This is a genomic window from Nocardia yamanashiensis NBRC 100130, assembly GCF_001613325.1.
Taxonomy (GTDB): Bacteria; Actinomycetota; Actinomycetes; order Mycobacteriales; family Mycobacteriaceae; genus Nocardia; species Nocardia yamanashiensis.
The window spans coordinates 13,884-28,831 of the sequence record NZ_BDCD01000008.1 but is presented as its reverse complement, the minus strand read 5'-3'; the positions used below and the strand labels follow the sequence as shown (position 1 = coordinate 28,831).

The following is a 14,948-nucleotide window of genomic DNA, read 5'->3' as shown; positions in this document are numbered from 1 at the left end:
GGGGCCGAGCGTTATTCGGTGACGCTGCGGGCCGCGGCCAAGAGCGCGGCCAGCGCCGGGTCGGAGCCGGCGACTTCGTCCAGAGCGGCGGCGAGGGTGGCCTCGTAAGTGGGGCGAGCTTCCCGGTAGCGGGTGCGGCCGGCATCGGCGAGCACGGCGTAGGTCCCGCGCTTGTCGTCGGCGCAGAGATCGCGATAGGCGAGATCAGCCGAATCGAGACGGCCGACGAGGCGGGTCACCGAGCTCTGGTTGAGGCCGACCTTGGCGGCGAGATCCTGCATGCGGAGTTCATTGCCGGGGGCTTCGTCGAGGAAGACCAGGGCGCGGTACTCCGAGAGGCCGAGTCCGTGTTTGCGTTGCAGCGCTGTGGCGAGCCGGGTTTCGACCTGGGCGTGCAGGGTCAGCATGCGATTCCACATCAGGGTGTCGACCGCCGCGCCGCGGGTACCGGCCTTGGTTGCCATGAGATCTCCTTCACTCTTGACAACACCTTACATGTACATGCAAGCTTTTGTTCGTCATCACGTACTTGCATATACATGCAACTACCCTTCAGGAGTTTCCCATGGCCTGGGTATATCTGCTCGTCGCTTCGGTTTTCGAAATCGTCTTCGCGCTGGCCACGAACGCCACACACGGCTTCACGGTGCTGGGACCGTCGCTACTGACCGCGGCCGCGGCGACCGGCGGCATCTTCTTCCTCAGCCTGGCGCTGAAATCCCTCGACGTCGGCGTCGGCTACACGGTGTGGACCGGCATCGGCTCAGTCGGCACCGTGGTGCTCGGCTCGGTGGTGTTCGGCGAAACCTTCACCGCCGTCAAGGCGCTCGCCTTCGTGCTGATCATCGGCGGCGTACTCGGCTTGAAGATCGCCGACAAGCTGTCGCATCCCGGCGCCGTTGCCGCCTGAAAAACAGTTCATCGCAATATTTTTCAAAGGAGTTCATCATGGCTTGGGTATGGCTGGGCATCGCCGCCGTCTTCGAGATCGCCTTCGCGCTCGGCACGAACGCCACCAAGGGATTCACCCGGCTGTGGCCGTCGGTGTTCACGCTGCTGGCCGCGGCGGCCGGGATCTTCACCCTCAGCCTGGCGCTGCGCACCCTGGATGTCGGTGTGGGATACACGATCTGGACCGGCATCGGCGCCATCGGCACCGTGGTGCTGGGCGCCCTGATCTACCACGAGAAGATCACCGCGCCGAAGCTGGTCGCCTTCGCCGCCATCGTGGCCGGCGTGATCACCCTGCGCCTCGGCGCGGCCTGATCCAGAACCTTTCACACCCAATAGGTTTCACGCACCGCGGAGCTCACGCTCCGCGGTGCGAAACACCATCACGAACCCGCCGTGAATGGCCGGGGCGAACACGGCGGTGAAGAATCCCGCCAGCACCGGCGAGGCGATCTCGAAGGTGGAGAACCATCGCACCCGGGTACCGGCGGACACCTCCGCGAACGACATGTATCCCTCTTGATGCCGCAGCGGCGGAACGGAATTCAGCAACCGGTAGCGCATCAGCTCCGGCGGCGAGTACTCCACGATCTCCTCGGTGATCCGCAGCAGCGGCGTGACGATGAGCCGCACGGCTCCCGCCCCGTGACTGCGGGTATCCCCCGGCCGCACCAGCGTGACGCGCCGGACGAACGGAACCCGTTGGTAATTGGTGGCATCGGTGAACCAGTCGAACACATCGGGCCGTGGTGCGTGGATGGTGCGTTCGATGACCACCGTGCGCATACCGGCTCCGTTCTCGTTCCCGCTCGAACCTCTGCGCAGCCTACGAGATCGGCGGGCGGCCGGGGCGCGATTGCCGGGCGGGCGCCTGGGCCCCGGATCCGGGACGACCTGCATTCAACTATGAATACTCCATAACATAAGACCCGGATCGAAGCGGGTCAAGAACCAAAACAACTTCGAGAAAAGCGTCGGAACTCGCAAGAATCTTGAGTAACATACGTCACCATGCTCCGACGACTCGATCGAATACTGAGTTACGAGATGAAGGTGTCCGAGTTCCTCGGCACGCTGATCCTGCTCGGCGTCCCCTACGGGATCGTCGGCGTCATCTGGACGCTCACCCACACTTCGCACCTGAAACAGCAGCACGGACTCGACGTGATCATCTCGTTCCTCGGATCGATCGTGTGCTGGCCGGTGCTCACCTTCTCGAATGTGTGCATGACGTAATGATGATTCTGGTCTGGCTCATCGACCTCCTCGTCGAGGGCATCAAAGTGCTCGGTGGGCGCAAGCGGGTGAATCCCGTTTTCCGCGTGGCGCTCTGGGTGGCGGTGCTCAGCGCCGTGGCGGCCGGTATCGCGGTCGTGGGCGTCGCGCTGGTGCTGCTGCAGCGGCAACTCGAAGACCTGGCGTAGGGGGTGCAGGCGTGGCGATCATCGAAAGCGGTGAACTGCGAAGGATTTCCGAGAGCGCGGGCGGGCTGTGGAAACGGCATCCGCAGCGGTCGCTGGAAACGCTCGGGCGGCAGGTGCTGCTGGGCCGGGAGGCGATCGCGCAACTGGTGCTGGCGCTGGCGCGGCGGCGCTTCCCGTATCGCGAGTTCATCAAACAGTGCGCGTTCATGACCAGCGTGTCGGCCGCGCCGACGGTGCTGGTGGCCATACCCATCGCCGTGGTGGTGTCGATTCAGGTGGGCGCACTGGTGAATCAGGTCGGCGCGACCACCTTCATCGGCGCGGTGGCCGGGCTGGGCATCATCCGGCAGGGCGCGCCGCTGGTCACCTCGCTCATGATCGCGGGGGCGGTCGGCTCGGCCATCACCGCCGATCTCGGCTCGCGCACCATTCGCGAGGAGATCGACGCCATGCGGGTGATGGGCGTGGATCCGGTGCGCCGGCTGGTCGCGCCGCGGCTGCTGGCGGCGGTGCTGGTGAGCATGCTGTTGTGCGGGTTCATCGTGTTCGTGGGGTTCGCGACCGCGTACCTGTTCAATGTGTATGCCCAGCAGGGCACCCCGGGCTCGTTCATCGGGTCGTTCGCCTCCTTCGCGGTGGCCGACGACCTGGTCATCGCGTTGATCAAGGCCGCGATCTTCGGCGTCATCACCGCGATCATCGCCTGCGACACCGGATTACACGCGCACGGCGGTCCGGGCGGGGTGGCCAATGCGGTGAACTCCGCGGTGGTGTCCTCGGCGCTCATGCTCTTCGCCACCAACATCATCCTCACCCAGCTGTACAACACGCTGTTTCCGACGAAGGTGATCTGAATGGGCAGCACCTATACGCCGCCCGCGCTGAAACCCGTTCGGGTAGTGGGCAATGCGCTCGCCGTGCCGGTGCAGGCCAATCAGCGGCTCGGGCATCAGACCATCACGTTCTTCCAGGCGCTCCTCGCGATTCCGTTCGTGCTGAAGCACTATCGCAAGGAAGTGCTGCGGCTGACCGCGGATGTGGGATGGGGCAACGGTTCGCTCATCGTGGGCGGCGGCACCATCGGCGTGGTGGTGGCGCTGTGCGGATTCGGCGGCATCACCGTCGGCATGGAGTCGTTCACGGCGCTGAACCTGCTCACCATGAGCCCGCTCACCGGGGCCATCTCGGGCTTCGCGACCACCCGCGAACTGGCGCCGATCATCGCCACGCTGGCCTTCGCCATTCAGGCCGGCTGCCGGTTCACCGCGCAATTGGGGTCCATGCGCATCTCCGAGGAGATCGACGCGCTGGAATCCATTGCCATCCGGCCGCTTCCGTACCTGGTGAGCACCCGGATGATCGCGGCGACGCTGACCATCGTGCCGCTCTACAGCGTGGGGCTGGCGGTGGCCTACCTGGCCACCAAGCTGTCGGTGCTGCTGCTGGGCGGCACCACGGCCGGCACCTACGACCACTACTTCTTCCAATTCCTGCTGGGGCCGGACGTGTTCTGGTCGCTGCTCAAAGTCATGTTGTTCGTGATGATCTCGACGTTCATCCAGTGCTATTACGGCTATGTCGCCACCGGCGGGCCGGAAGGCGTCGGGGTGGCGGCGGGGCGGGCCATCAAGATGGTCATCGTCGTCATGGTCTTCACCAATCTGTTCATGACCCTGGCCATCTGGGGCATCGACCCCGGCTTCCGGATCTCGGGGTAGGCGCGATGATTCTCGATCCCAATGGGCGCGGGGCCACCGCGCGGCAATTGACGCTCGCCGGCCTGGCGCTGATCGGTACGGTGGCGCTGCTGCTGTACCTGCTGGCGCTGCGCTACAACGGGCGGTTCGAAGACCGGGTGCCGGTGACCGCCGTGCTCACCAGCACCGGGGACGGGCTGCCCACGCGAGCGGACGTGAAGTTCCGGGGCATGGTGGTGGGCCGGGTCGACACCGTCGAGGTGGTCGCCAAGGGTGAACGGCAGGAAGCCTCGATCGCGCTGAAACCCGGTGTGGCGGCGATGATCCCGGATACCGTGGCGGCCCGGGTGATACCGAACAATATCTTCGGCGTCACCGCGGTCGAACTGGTGGACACCACGCCCGCGCGCGGCACGCTGCGCGCGGGGGCCACCATTCCGGAGGACACCAGCGCGGCCACCGTGCAGTTGCAGACCACGCTGAACGTGCTGCGCCGGGTCATCGACAATATTCAGCCCGAGAAGCTGGGGCGGGTGCTGGGCACCTTCGCGGCGGCGCTGGATCCGCAGTCGCGGGTGCCGGGGTCCACCATCGAGCGGCTGAACACCTGGCTGACCGAGGTGCACGCGATACCCGGCATCGGGAACCTGCTCGGTGATCTGGGGCAGGCGGCCACCGCTTTGAGCCGGTCGGCGCCGGAGCTGGTGGACGTGCTGTCGAATTCGGTGACCACCGCGCGCACGCTGACCGAGCGGCGCACCGAGCTGGTGGCCCTGCTCACCGGCGGGTCGACGGCGGTGGACTCGGTGAACGGGCTCTTCGCCCGCAATCCCGACTCCGGCAAATACCTGGTCGCGGGCTTGGACGAGCTGTTCGGCAGTCTCGCCGAGGATCCGCAGGCGATTCCGTACACGGCGGCCAATCTGAACACCGCGCTGCAACGGTTGCAGGGCGCGTTCGGGTTCGGGCCGCGCAATCAGATGGTGTGGCGCATGAACGTGTCCTTCACCCCGTTCCAGCAGTACACGGCCGCGGATTGCCCGCACTACGGCGAACTGGCCGGGCCGCGCTGCGGCGGGGGTGGCAATTGAGATCGGGAAAGGCCCTGGCGGGCTTCGCAATTTTCGCGGTGATCGCGGTGGTGCTCACGTACACCATCTGGTCCACGCTGCAACGGTCGGTGCCGGGGCGGACCGACAGCTATTCGGCGGTGTTCTCCGATGTGCTCGGGCTGCGGGTCGGGGACGACATCCGGATGGCCGGGGTGCGGGTCGGACGGGTCGACAAGATCGACTTCACGGACGGCTACCGGGCCCGGGTGGACTTCCGGATCGAGGCGGATCAGCATCTGACCACCACGACCAAAGCGCTGGTGCGATACCAGAACCTGATCGGGCAGCGGTATATCGCGCTCATGCCGGGCAAGGACGCCGGGCAGGCGCTCGCGGCGGGCGGGCAGATCCCGTTCGAGCACACCGAACCGTCGTTCGACGTGTCGGCGCTGCTGTCCGGGTTCGAGCCGCTGTTCAGTGTGCTGCAGCCGGATCAGGTGAACTCGTTGTCGGAGACGCTGATTCAGGCGTTGCAGGGCAACGGGGTGTCGCTGAGCGCGCTGATCACGCAGGCGGCGCAGCTGGCCGGGACCTTCGGGCAGCGGGATCGGATTCTCGGGGATGTGGTCGGCAATCTCAGCAGCGTGATCGCCGGGCTGGCCAATCGCAGCGGGGAGCTGGAAACGCTGATCACGCAGGCGCGTTCGCTGACCGAGGCGCTGTACGCGCAGGGCGACGCCCTCAAGAGTTCGGTGACGCACGTGGCCACCGCGACCGATTCCCTGGTGCGGATCATCGCGCAGGTCAAACCCGGTGTGGCGCAAGCACAGACCGATGCGACGGCGGGGATCGCATTGCTGCTGCTGAACGGCGCTTCGCTGGATCAGGCGGCGATCGAACTGCCCGACGTGCTCAATGGCATCGCGCGGTTCAGCAGTTACGGGACCTACGGCAATGCCTATATCTGCCGGCTCGACGTCTCGCTGTGGGGCGTGGCGCTGCCGCCGGGCGTGTTCTCGCAGGTGGGCGGGCCGGCGCAATCGGAGGTGTGCCGATGAGGAATCGGTATCTACGGGTGGGCGTGCTGGCGGCGGGCTTCGTGGTGCTGCTGCTGGTCGGCTCCACCACCGTCAAGCAGGCGCAGCTCGGCTCCCGGACCATCCACGCGGAGTTCGCCCAGGCCGCCGGATTGCGTTCCGGCGCAACGGTGGACGTCTCGGGTATCGAGGTCGGGTCGGTGTCGGCGGTCAAGCTGGCCGGGGACAAGGTGCGCGTCGATATGAAGGTCCGCAAGGATCTGCGGCTCGGCCCGGATGCCAAGGCGGCCATCAAGATGTCCACCATTCTCGGCCGCCTGCACGTGGACCTCACCCCCGGCGACGGCAAGGGCCTGCCCGGCGACAAGATCGTGCTCGCGAACACCACCGTCCCCTACAACCTGGGCAAAGTGGTGCAGGATCCCAAGTACAAGTCGTCCTTCGAGCACATCGAGCGCATCGACCCCACCAAGCTGCGGCAAGCCCTCGACCTGGTCAACCAGCAGATGGGCGCCTCGCCCGAACTCGCCGTCCAAGCCCTGGACAGCGTGGGCGCCCTGGCCAAGGTCATCAACGAGCGCCGCGACGAGGTCGACACCCTGCTCAAAGGCATGGACACGGTCGCCCAGCTGGCCGCCGACAATCAGAACGGCGTCCTGCTGCTCCTGACCCGCGGCGAGGCGATCGGCAGCGCCGTCCAGCAACGCCAGACCCTGGCGCGGCAACTGCTCGACAATGTCGCTTCGCTCTCGAAGCTGTTGCAGGACATGGGTTTGGAGAACAACGGCGAACTCGCCCCCTTGATCGCCAACCTCAACACCATGTCCGAGGGCCTCACCAAGAACAACGACAACCTGGCCCGACTCTACGAAATCATGCCGGTCACCCTGCGCCAGTTCAACAACGTGCTCGGCAACGGCCCCTACGGCGAGGTCTACGCGCCGTGGATCTTCCCGGACAACTGGCTCTGCTTCGCCCAAGCCGTACAGGGGTGCAATTGACTTCCTCCCCGCATTCTCACGCCGGGGATTCCAACCCTCGCGGGTCAGGTTTCCTGCTTCGTAGCCGATCGCGCACGGGCGAACCCGCTGCGTCTGACATCAGCTCCACAGGCATCACCCGGGAAATCCCGGGCTACGGCTCGACCAGCCGCAAGGATGTTCCGAGCCGCATTGATATCCCGATCATGTCGGGTACGGCAATCCGGGCATGTCCACACACGAGTGCCCAGATCCAGTTTCTCCAAGATGTTTCCGCAATCCGAGCACATCTTGCTCGACGGGAACCAACGGTCGACAACTGCGACGGTGCGTCCCGATCGTGCCGCCTTGTATTCGATTTGGCGGCGCAACTCCCCCCAGCCACTGTCACCGATGGCTCGCGCCAGCCTCCGATTGTGCATCATGCCTTGAACATTCAAGTCCTCGACAGCAATCAGGTCGTAGTCACGAACGAGCTTGGCCGACAGGCGGTGCAAGAAGTCGGCACGTGCGTTCCGCACCTTCCGGTGCGTGCGTGCCACCTTCCGTCTCGCTTTGTCTCGATTCGCACTGCCGCGCTTCTTACGTGCCAATCGTCTCTGGTAACGAGCGAGGTTGCGGGCCTTACGTTCCAGGTGCTTCGGGTTCCCGACACGTTCGCCGGTGCTGAATACCGCGAGATCCTTGAGACCCAGGTCCACGCCGACATCCGAACCAGTAGGTGCGATTTCCGTGCCGGCCGCAATGTCCACAACAAAAGTGACGTACCAACGTCCGTCCGGTTCACGCGACACGACTACCGTCGTCGGGTCGAGGTCCGCAAGATCAGTGTCGAAGGACCAGACAAATCGCAGCGGTGCGCCAGATTTGGCCAGGAAGAGCTCCCCCTCACGCATCCGGAACGCAGACCGTGTGAAGTGCGCCGATTGCCGTCCACTCCGCGATTTGAACCTCGGATACCGGGAACGACCGGAGAAGAAGTTCTTGAAGGCCGCATCCTGATGGCGAAGCGTTTGCTGGAGAGGTACGCACGATACCTCGCCGAGAAACGCCATATCCGGATTCTTCTTCCAGTCCGTCAGAGCAGCACTGGATTCCTTGTAAGTAACCCGTTGTCCACAGGCAGCGTAGCGCTGCCGACGATCAGCAAGCGTCTTGTTCCAAACCAGACGAACACACCCGAACGTGCGGCTGAGCATCGCCGCCTGTTCAGGATCTGGGTAAGCCCGACACTTGAAGGCCGAACGCATGTTCGACAGGCTACACACCACTTCCGCGTGAGGGAGAACGAATGATGCGAATCCGTCGGTTCAGGAACATCATTGCGCTTTGCAGCGTCGCGGCGACGATCTCGAGTTGTTCACTTCTACCGTCCGCGCTGTCCTCGCTGCCCGAGCAGTATCTCGGGGATCGGATGCGGATCAGTGCCGACTTCGAGAATGTGGCGGGGTTGTATGCGGGGAACGAGGTGGATGTGCTGGGGGTGCCGGTGGGGACGGTCGAATCCGTGACGCCGCGTGGGAGTTATGTCGAGGTGGTGATGTCGGTGGATCGGGAGGTGCGGATACCGGCGGATGCCATTGCGGCGCTGGTTAATCCGCAGTTGATTACCAATCGGCATGTGGAGTTGGCGCCGGCTTACAGCGGGGAGGGGGAGACGTTGGCGGCGGGGGCGCATATTCCGTTGCAGCGCACCAGGGTTCCGGTGGAGCTGGATCGGATTCTGGCGAACTTCGATCAGCTCGGGGCGGCGCTGAAAGGGGACAAGGACACGGGGCCGATGGCCAGCCGGGTGTTGTTTCCTTTGCTGAACGGGAACGGGGATCGGTTGCGGGAGACGCTGGATGCGTTGTCCTCGGCGTTCGAGGTGACTTTCGCCAACAAGGATCAGATCGCCAACACGATCATCAAATTGAACGAGATCACGCAGATCATCGCGAGCAACGATCAGACGGTGCGGGACTTCAGCGGGCGGCTCACCGAGCTGGTGAATCTGATGGGTGAGCAGGCGCCGGGATTGCAGGCGGTGCTGACGCAGCTGGACGACTTCGTCACCAATACCGCGACGCTGGTGGGGGACAACAAGGATCAGCTGGCGGGGGCGTTGACGCGGTTCGTGGCGATCAGCAATCAGATGCGGGCCAATGCGCGCGGGCTGACCGAGATCGTGGACGTGGGGCCGCTGATGTTCCAGAACCTGTCCAATGCGACCAGCCGGGAAGAACAGGCGCTGCGGTTGCACGGGCTGCTGGACAAGAGCGTGCTGGACGGTGAGGCGCTGGCGTTGTTCTGCGAGCGGATCCAGTTGCGGCTGGACGGGTGCCGGACCGGGAAGATCGCCGACTTCGGACCGGACTTCGGGCTGACTGCGGCGCTGCTGGGCATTACGGGGACGAAATGAGCAGGCGGACAAGGACTTCTGCAATGGCGGCGCTGGTGACCGCGGCCGCGCTGACGGGGGCGAGCGGCTGTGCGGTCACGGTGTCGAACGTGCCCATGCCCAAACCCGGGATCGGCGGGCCGGGGTACACCATTCACGCCGCCTTCACCGATGCGCTCAATCTGCCGGATCGGGCGCACGTGAAGATCGGCGGGACCGATATCGGCGTGGTGACCGGGATCAAGACCACCAATTTCATCGCCGACGTGGAAATGCTGATCCGCGAGGACATTCGGCTGCCGCACGGGACCACGGCGGAGCTGCGGCAGGGGACGCCGCTGGGCGACATGTTCGTGGCCATGACGCTGCCGTCGGCGCAGGAAGCGGGGGCGGAACTGCGCGAGGGCGATACGCTCGGGACGGACCGGACCTCGGCGGGGGCGTCGGTCGAACAGCTCATGATGTCGATCTCGCTGCTGCTCAACGGCGGTGGCATCAATCAGGCGGCGCGGATCACCTCGGAGATGGACTCCATGTTCGCGGGGCGCGCGCCGGAGCTGTCGCATTTGATCACCGAAATGACCAGTGTGATAACCGCTTTGAATCAGCGCACCGGTGACATCGACCAGATGCTGAGCGGATTGAACACTCTCGCGGGCGAATTGGCGCAGCGCAAGGCCGAACTCGGCGTCGCCGCCGACACCTTCCCGGCGCTCATCGGACTGTTCACCGAGAACAATCAGCAGATGGTGGACCTGCTCACCAAGGTCTCCACCACCATGACCGCGCTGGGCGATTTCAGCGACACCACCGGGACCGAATTCGTCAGCCTGTTCACCAGCATTCAGCGGCTCATGTCCGGGTTCGCGCAGATGGGCGACAATCTGACCGGGGCTTTGACCGGGCTGCACACCCTCTATCCGTCGCTGATGGCGAGCCTGCGCGGACCGGCGCTGGCCGTCGCGGCGACCGTGTCGTATCTGAGCGTGGGCGCGCTCACCGATCCCAGCGGCAGCCGCTGGCCGGAAGCCGGGGACGTGGGACAGTTCATCGGCAGCCTCACCCAGGTGCTGGAGAAGGTGTTCGGGCGGCTCACCAGCCCGCCGCAGCAGCCCGGCGGCGCGACGCCCGCGGCGCCGGCCGGTCCGGAGCAGGGCGGTGCGCGGTGAATCCGCCACTGTGGCAATGGATCGTGCGGCATCGCATCGCGGTCGCCAACCTCGGTTTGATCGCGGTGCTGATCGTGGGCAGCGGGTACATCGGCGGATATGTGCTGCGGTTCAACCCGATTCCGCACACCTACCGGGTGACCGTCGAACTGGCGGCATCCGGCGGGCTGGCCGCCGGGAACGACGTGACCTTCCGGGGCAGCCGGATCGGGCGGGTGGACGAGGTGCGGGTGTCCGGCGACGGCGTGGCCGCCATCGCCGAAATCGATGATTCCGCGCAGGTTCCGGTGGGCGGGACGGTGGCGGTGGGACGGCTGTCGGCGGCCGGGGAGCAGTACCTGGACTTCCGGCCGGACACCGACGGCGGGCCCTATCTGCACGACGGGTCGGTGGTGCAGCGCACGGCCACCAGCGTGCCGGTGAGCATGCAGTCGGTGTTCGCCAACCTCAGCGACTTCATCGGCGGGATGAATCCGGACCGGCTCAATGTGATCATCGACGAGCTGGACAAGGCGCTCGCGGGCGGCCCGGATCGCCTGCGCAATATGGTTTCCGGGATCAGCCGGGCCATGTCGGGGCTCACCGATCTGCTGCCGCAGACCCGGCAGCTCATCGAGAATCTCGAGGTCATCGCCGGCACCACCTCGCACGCGCAACCCGATCTGGGGACGCTGACGCGGGCGGGCAGCACGCTGTTCAACCAATTCGCCGCCGCCGACCAGGAATTGCGCACGCTGCTGACCAACGGGCCCGGGCAGCTGGCGACGCTGAGCGGGTTCCTGAGCGAAACCCAGGACCCCATCACGGATCTGGTGACGAACTTCGTGGCCATCACCAAGGCGGCGAAGCTGCGGGCGCCGGCCATCGCGGCGTTGTTCCCGGCACTGCGGGTCGGATCCGAAGCGCTCGGGATTCCCGCGCACGACGGGGCGTACAACACGCTCGTCGATCCGTGGCCGCGCCCGACCTGCGAATACGACACCATCCCGGTGGTGCCGACCGAGGTGATGGTGGATACCCGAGTGCGGCTCTACAACTACTGCGTCACGAACAACCCGGCGCTGCAGATGCGCGGCTCGGCCAACGCGCCGCGCCCGAACGTGCCGGACAACGGCGTCACCACTCCCCCGGGCGCGACCGGAAACGAACTCTCCCAACCAGCTGTGCCGCGATAGGAGCGACGAACATGAGCGAGATCGAACTCGAGAAGGAGCCTGCGGCCGAGGCCGCGGTGGTCGAGGACAGCAAGGCCGAGGAAAGCGTCGTAGAGGAGAGCACCGGCCGGCTCGACGTGGACGAAGCGAAGAAGACCAAGGTCCGCGCCATCGGAATGCGCGTCGCGGCGGCGGCCGTGATCGGCGCGGCCATCGGGTCGAGCGTGTTCTTCTTCGTGCAGGGCCAGAACAAGCAGGCGCTGCTCGACGCGCACGAGTCCGCGCGCACCGCCGCCTGCAAGTACGCGCCGGTCCTGGCCACCTACGACGCCAAGAATCTCGACACCTACTTCGCCGGGGTGCTGGACGGCGCGACCGGGGATTGGCGCAAGCAGTTCGATTCCACCAGCAAGGATCTGCGCGAGGTGCTGACCGCCGGGCAGGTGACCTCGGCCAGTACGGATGTGCAGTGCGCCATTCGCACCGGTGACAAGGATTCCGCGGAGGCCATCGTGGTGATCGGGCAGACCATCACCAGTCTGGGTACCCAGAACAAACCTCAGCCGGGCCAGTTGTCCATGGTCATGCGTCTGGAGCGGCAGGGCGATCGCTGGCTGGTGAACAAGGTCAACTCGCCGCTGTTGCAGCAGGCGCGCCCGTGACGCGTGGTCGCCAACCCGGCAGGGGCGCAAAAGACCTGGTGACTACCATTACCGACATGAGTGCCGAGCCCCAGCAGCGTGTGATCCGCCGCCGTCCGAAGAACCGGCGTGCCCAGATCGCCGCCACTTCGGCCGCGGCGTTCGGGTCGCTGGGCTATCACGGTGTGAGCATGGAGGACATCGCCGCCAAGCTCGGGATCTCCTCGGCGGCACTGTATCGGCACTATCCGAGCAAGTACGCGCTGTTCCGGGAGGAAGTGCTGCGGCTCGGGGCGCTGACCGTGGCCTCGGCGACGCCGGCGGAGGAAACGGCCGGGCTGGAGCCGCGGGCGCGGCTGGACGCGGTGCTGGACCGGATCATCGCGGAGACCATCGCGAATCGGGCGACGGTGACGCTGGTGCGGTGGGAGCTGCGGTATCTCGACGCGACCGATCGCGCCACCCTGGACGAGCAGTTCGCGGCGGCCCTGAGTTCGCTGCGCGAGTTGATCGCGGCGGTGCGGCCCGAGCTGGAGGAAACCGATCGGGCGGTGCGGGCGGTCACGCTGCTGTCGGTGATCTCCAGCGTGGGCGACCATCACGCGGCGCTGCCGGTGAAAACGCTGACGGCGCTGCTGCATTCGGCCTGCGATGCCGTGCTGGACGCGGAACTGCCGCCGCCGGGCACGGATTCGAGCGCCCCGCGCGCGGTGGAGATCCCGCTGTCTTTCAAGCACGAACTGCTGCTGAAGAAGGCCGTGGAGCTGTTCCACGAGCGCGGGTATCCCAATGTGAGCGTGGAGGACATCGCCGCGGCGGCGGATCTGTCGGCGGCCTCGGCCGTCTACCGCTATTACCGCAGCAAGGGCGACCTGCTGGCCGCCGCCTTCCGCCGCGCGGCCGATCGGGTCTCGGGCGCGATCGGCCCCGCGGTGGCGTCCTCGTCGACGCCCGCCGAGGCCCTGACCAAGCTGGTCGACCTCTATGTGGCGGGCTCCTTCGCCGAACGTGAGCTCACCTACGTCTACTACGCCGAATTCGGCCATGTCTCGGCCGAAGAGCGCACCATGCTCCGCAATGTGCAGCGGCTGATCGTCGCCGAATGGGTCCGGCTGCTGGTGGCGGTCCGCCCGGAACTCTCCGAGGGCGAGGCCCGCATCCTGGTGCAGGCCGCGTTCGGCCTGGTGGTGGACCTCGGCCGGGTATTCGGCGACAATCAGCGAATCTGCCCGCAGCAGCGCGTGATTCGGCTCATGGAGGTCGTTCTGTTCGGCGTCGCGCCCCGGGATTGAGGCGGCGTCCGCTCCGGGTTACGCCCCGGCGGCGGCGAAAACGGACACGGGCGTGAACGGGGCGTAGTCCCGCACATGTCCGCTGTCCCACTCCCACAAGGAAATCGGATCGACCGATACTCCGCTCTGGAGGATGAGGCGCCAACCGGCGTCCTCGCGCTGCCAGATATCCCCGTCGCGGTCCCAGTACAGACCGATACTGCGCGGTTCGGCCATATCGTTCAGGCTCATGCTTTCCCTCTCCGCTTCGTTCAATCGCGGCGATCAAGCTGATCTTGAGCCTAAATATATTTGCCGAACATTCGCCATTGCAGGATTCACGCCGGGCGAGTCGAATTAACCGGAAATGAATCTGGTACGGACTTCGGCGGCAAGTGCCGCGGTTTCGCGCTGCCCCACCCGGTGGCCGGGGACGAGGAACGGCCGCCAGGCGGGATGCGCTGGCGGCCGGAAGCTTCGGTCGATCTATGCCGTCGGTGTCGGCAGGGTGATCGGGGGGAAGGTGAACGAGGAGCCGGTACCCAGCATCTTCGCCAGCACTCCAAGGAAATTGTCTACGGCGCTACCACTTTGCATGGGGAGCCTCAGACGGTGGGAGTGGGGGTCGGCGTGGGGGTGGGCTGGGTGACGGAGATGCCCGAGCCGGAGCCGATCAGGTGGGCGATGGCCGACAGGAGGGCGTTGAAGCCGGAGCTACCGAGATCCATGGTGGAGTTTGTTCCTTTACAGCGCAGACTATTTCAGGTGATCAGGCGAGCTTGGGGTTGTAGTTGATGGACGATCCGCTGGCGAGAAAGGCCAGGACCTGAGTGAGGATGGCAGCGATGTCGACGCCTTCCATGGACGTCTCCTTTCGTGAGGGGGGTTATTCGGATTCCGACATCGCCTCGACCAGCGAGGCCGGGCGCATATCGGTCCAATGCGACTCCACATAGTCGAGGCAGTCGGCTCGACGGGCTGGTCCGGTGGCGATGGTCCAGCCACCCGGAACGGCGGCGAAGACCGGCCAGAGGGAATGCTGCGCTTCCTCGTTGACCAGCACGTAGAACTGAGCGTCTTCGTTGTCGAAGGGATTGCTCATCGAATTGCCTTTCTTCACCGACACAGCACACTGTGAAAACGATGTATTTCAGAATCTACCGCAGGGTTCGCCGGAACGCATCGCATTCCG

The 14,948-nt window shown here is 65.5% G+C and carries 20 protein-coding genes; 14 read left to right on the top strand and 6 right to left on the bottom strand.

All coding sequences use genetic code 11. From position 1 onward, the window contains the following. Window positions 1-11: 11 nt before the first annotated feature. Window positions 12-464: a MarR family winged helix-turn-helix transcriptional regulator gene (locus NY1_RS08535; RefSeq protein ID WP_067710222.1), complete on the bottom strand. Its 453-nt coding sequence runs from the start codon at window positions 462-464 to the stop codon at window positions 12-14. 101 nt (window positions 465-565) lie between these two features. On the opposite strand from NY1_RS08535, the gene NY1_RS08530 reads away from it, so the two are divergent. Together NY1_RS08530 and NY1_RS08525 are read left to right on the top strand one after the other, a co-directional pair. Next, window positions 566-910: a DMT family transporter gene (locus NY1_RS08530; RefSeq protein WP_067710220.1), complete on the top strand. Its 345-nt coding sequence runs from the start codon at window positions 566-568 to the stop codon at window positions 908-910. A 38-nt stretch (window positions 911-948) separates the two neighbouring features. Continuing rightward, on the top strand, window positions 949-1,266 hold the full coding sequence (locus tag NY1_RS08525; protein WP_067710218.1) for a DMT family transporter: 318 nt from the start codon (window positions 949-951) through the stop codon (window positions 1,264-1,266). 27 nt (window positions 1,267-1,293) lie between these two features. Here NY1_RS08525 and NY1_RS08520 read toward each other — a convergent pair whose 3' ends face one another. After that, window positions 1,294-1,737 (bottom strand): SRPBCC family protein, encoded by a 444-nt coding sequence (locus NY1_RS08520; RefSeq protein ID WP_067710216.1) that lies wholly within the window; start codon window positions 1,735-1,737, stop codon window positions 1,294-1,296. A 225-nt stretch (window positions 1,738-1,962) separates the two neighbouring features. Here NY1_RS08520 and NY1_RS08515 point away from each other — a divergent pair, with 225 nt between their 5' ends. Genes NY1_RS08515 through NY1_RS08485 form a run of 7 tightly spaced genes read left to right on the top strand, consistent with a single transcriptional unit; the run spans window position 1,963 to window position 7,162 of the window. Further along, entirely contained in the window at window positions 1,963-2,187 is a 225-nt protein-coding gene (locus tag NY1_RS08515) for a hypothetical protein (protein WP_067710214.1), read from the top strand. Further along, the gene (locus NY1_RS08510) at window positions 2,187-2,375 is read left to right on the top strand and encodes a hypothetical protein (protein WP_067710212.1); all 189 of its coding nucleotides are present in this window, start codon (window positions 2,187-2,189) and stop codon (window positions 2,373-2,375) included. Before NY1_RS08515 ends, NY1_RS08510 begins: the two co-directional genes overlap by 1 nt. A gap of 11 nt (window positions 2,376-2,386) precedes the next feature. Then, entirely contained in the window at window positions 2,387-3,229 is an 843-nt protein-coding gene (locus tag NY1_RS08505; RefSeq protein WP_067710210.1) for an MlaE family ABC transporter permease, read from the top strand. Continuing rightward, window positions 3,230-4,093, top strand: coding sequence for an ABC transporter permease (locus NY1_RS08500; RefSeq protein WP_067710208.1), 864 nt, complete (start codon window positions 3,230-3,232; stop codon window positions 4,091-4,093). 5 nt (window positions 4,094-4,098) lie between these two features. Further along, window positions 4,099-5,163 (top strand): MlaD family protein, encoded by a 1,065-nt coding sequence (locus NY1_RS08495; RefSeq protein WP_084534779.1) that lies wholly within the window; start codon window positions 4,099-4,101, stop codon window positions 5,161-5,163. Next, a complete protein-coding gene (locus NY1_RS08490) occupies window positions 5,160-6,182 on the top strand; it encodes an MlaD family protein (RefSeq protein WP_067710207.1) in 1,023 nt (340 codons plus the stop codon). The genes NY1_RS08495 and NY1_RS08490 overlap by 4 nt, the downstream gene beginning before the upstream one ends. After that, a complete protein-coding gene (locus tag NY1_RS08485) occupies window positions 6,179-7,162 on the top strand; it encodes an MCE family protein (RefSeq protein ID WP_067710205.1) in 984 nt (327 codons plus the stop codon). Before NY1_RS08490 ends, NY1_RS08485 begins: the two co-directional genes overlap by 4 nt. 44 nt (window positions 7,163-7,206) lie before the next feature. Here the strand turns inward: NY1_RS08485 and NY1_RS41825 are convergent, their stop codons facing one another. Further along, entirely contained in the window at window positions 7,207-8,391 is a 1,185-nt protein-coding gene (locus NY1_RS41825; protein ID WP_084534778.1) for an RNA-guided endonuclease InsQ/TnpB family protein, read from the bottom strand. 44 nt (window positions 8,392-8,435) lie between these two features. Between NY1_RS41825 and NY1_RS08480 the strand changes: the two genes are divergently transcribed. From NY1_RS08480 to NY1_RS08460, 5 genes are read left to right on the top strand one after another with little or no spacing between them, the layout of a single operon-like run. Beyond that, window positions 8,436-9,542 carry an MCE family protein gene (locus NY1_RS08480; RefSeq protein WP_067710400.1) on the top strand — a complete coding sequence of 369 codons (1,107 nt, stop codon included), beginning with the start codon at window positions 8,436-8,438 and terminating at the stop codon, window positions 9,540-9,542. Window positions 9,543-9,565: 23 nt separating this feature from the next. After that, window positions 9,566-10,690 (top strand): MCE family protein, encoded by a 1,125-nt coding sequence (locus NY1_RS08475; protein WP_233434254.1) that lies wholly within the window; start codon window positions 9,566-9,568, stop codon window positions 10,688-10,690. Then, window positions 10,687-11,865, top strand: a complete 1,179-nt coding sequence (locus NY1_RS08470; RefSeq protein WP_067710200.1) for an MCE family protein — start codon at window positions 10,687-10,689, stop codon at window positions 11,863-11,865. Before NY1_RS08475 ends, NY1_RS08470 begins: the two co-directional genes overlap by 4 nt. An 11-nt stretch (window positions 11,866-11,876) precedes the next feature. Then, window positions 11,877-12,506 carry a hypothetical protein gene (locus tag NY1_RS08465; RefSeq protein ID WP_067710198.1) on the top strand — a complete coding sequence of 210 codons (630 nt, stop codon included), beginning with the start codon at window positions 11,877-11,879 and terminating at the stop codon, window positions 12,504-12,506. Between the two features lie 56 nt (window positions 12,507-12,562). After that, window positions 12,563-13,777 (top strand): TetR/AcrR family transcriptional regulator, encoded by a 1,215-nt coding sequence (locus NY1_RS08460; RefSeq protein ID WP_067710197.1) that lies wholly within the window; start codon window positions 12,563-12,565, stop codon window positions 13,775-13,777. A gap of 18 nt (window positions 13,778-13,795) precedes the next feature. Here the strand turns inward: NY1_RS08460 and NY1_RS08455 are convergent, their stop codons facing one another. The 3 genes from NY1_RS08455 to NY1_RS08450 form a co-directional block, all read right to left on the bottom strand. Continuing rightward, complete coding sequence (locus NY1_RS08455; protein WP_067710195.1) at window positions 13,796-14,008, bottom strand: hypothetical protein; 213 nt, start codon at window positions 14,006-14,008, stop codon at window positions 13,796-13,798. Between the two features lie 353 nt (window positions 14,009-14,361). Then, window positions 14,362-14,484: a hypothetical protein gene (locus NY1_RS45065; protein WP_267888402.1), complete on the bottom strand. Its 123-nt coding sequence runs from the start codon at window positions 14,482-14,484 to the stop codon at window positions 14,362-14,364. 158 nt (window positions 14,485-14,642) lie between these two features. Then, complete coding sequence (locus NY1_RS08450; RefSeq protein WP_067710398.1) at window positions 14,643-14,858, bottom strand: MbtH family protein; 216 nt, start codon at window positions 14,856-14,858, stop codon at window positions 14,643-14,645. Window positions 14,859-14,948: the final 90 nt, after the last annotated feature.

Excerpts from the sequence above, each read along its gene's own strand:
- NY1_RS08535 (WP_067710222.1), bottom strand. The coding sequence starts at position 464 with ATGGCAACCAAGGCCGGTACCCGCGGCGCGGCGGTCGACACCCTGATG.
- NY1_RS08530 (WP_067710220.1), top strand. The coding sequence starts at position 566 with ATGGCCTGGGTATATCTGCTCGTCGCTTCGGTTTTCGAAATCGTCTTC.
- NY1_RS08525 (WP_067710218.1), top strand. The coding sequence starts at position 949 with ATGGCTTGGGTATGGCTGGGCATCGCCGCCGTCTTCGAGATCGCCTTC.
- NY1_RS08520 (WP_067710216.1), bottom strand. The coding sequence starts at position 1,737 with ATGCGCACGGTGGTCATCGAACGCACCATCCACGCACCACGGCCCGAT.
- NY1_RS08515 (WP_067710214.1), top strand. The coding sequence starts at position 1,963 with ATGCTCCGACGACTCGATCGAATACTGAGTTACGAGATGAAGGTGTCC.
- NY1_RS08510 (WP_067710212.1), top strand. The coding sequence starts at position 2,187 with ATGATGATTCTGGTCTGGCTCATCGACCTCCTCGTCGAGGGCATCAAA.
- NY1_RS08500 (WP_067710208.1), top strand. The coding sequence starts at position 3,230 with ATGGGCAGCACCTATACGCCGCCCGCGCTGAAACCCGTTCGGGTAGTG.
- NY1_RS08495 (WP_084534779.1), top strand. The coding sequence starts at position 4,099 with ATGATTCTCGATCCCAATGGGCGCGGGGCCACCGCGCGGCAATTGACG.
- NY1_RS08485 (WP_067710205.1), top strand. The coding sequence starts at position 6,179 with ATGAGGAATCGGTATCTACGGGTGGGCGTGCTGGCGGCGGGCTTCGTG.
- NY1_RS41825 (WP_084534778.1), bottom strand. The coding sequence starts at position 8,391 with ATGCGTTCGGCCTTCAAGTGTCGGGCTTACCCAGATCCTGAACAGGCG.
- NY1_RS08480 (WP_067710400.1), top strand. The coding sequence starts at position 8,436 with ATGCGAATCCGTCGGTTCAGGAACATCATTGCGCTTTGCAGCGTCGCG.
- NY1_RS08475 (WP_233434254.1), top strand. The coding sequence starts at position 9,566 with ATGGCGGCGCTGGTGACCGCGGCCGCGCTGACGGGGGCGAGCGGCTGT.
- NY1_RS08465 (WP_067710198.1), top strand. The coding sequence starts at position 11,877 with ATGAGCGAGATCGAACTCGAGAAGGAGCCTGCGGCCGAGGCCGCGGTG.
- NY1_RS08460 (WP_067710197.1), top strand. The coding sequence starts at position 12,563 with ATGAGTGCCGAGCCCCAGCAGCGTGTGATCCGCCGCCGTCCGAAGAAC.
- NY1_RS08455 (WP_067710195.1), bottom strand. The coding sequence starts at position 14,008 with ATGAGCCTGAACGATATGGCCGAACCGCGCAGTATCGGTCTGTACTGG.
- NY1_RS45065 (WP_267888402.1), bottom strand. The coding sequence starts at position 14,484 with ATGGATCTCGGTAGCTCCGGCTTCAACGCCCTCCTGTCGGCCATCGCC.
- NY1_RS08450 (WP_067710398.1), bottom strand. The coding sequence starts at position 14,858 with ATGAGCAATCCCTTCGACAACGAAGACGCTCAGTTCTACGTGCTGGTC.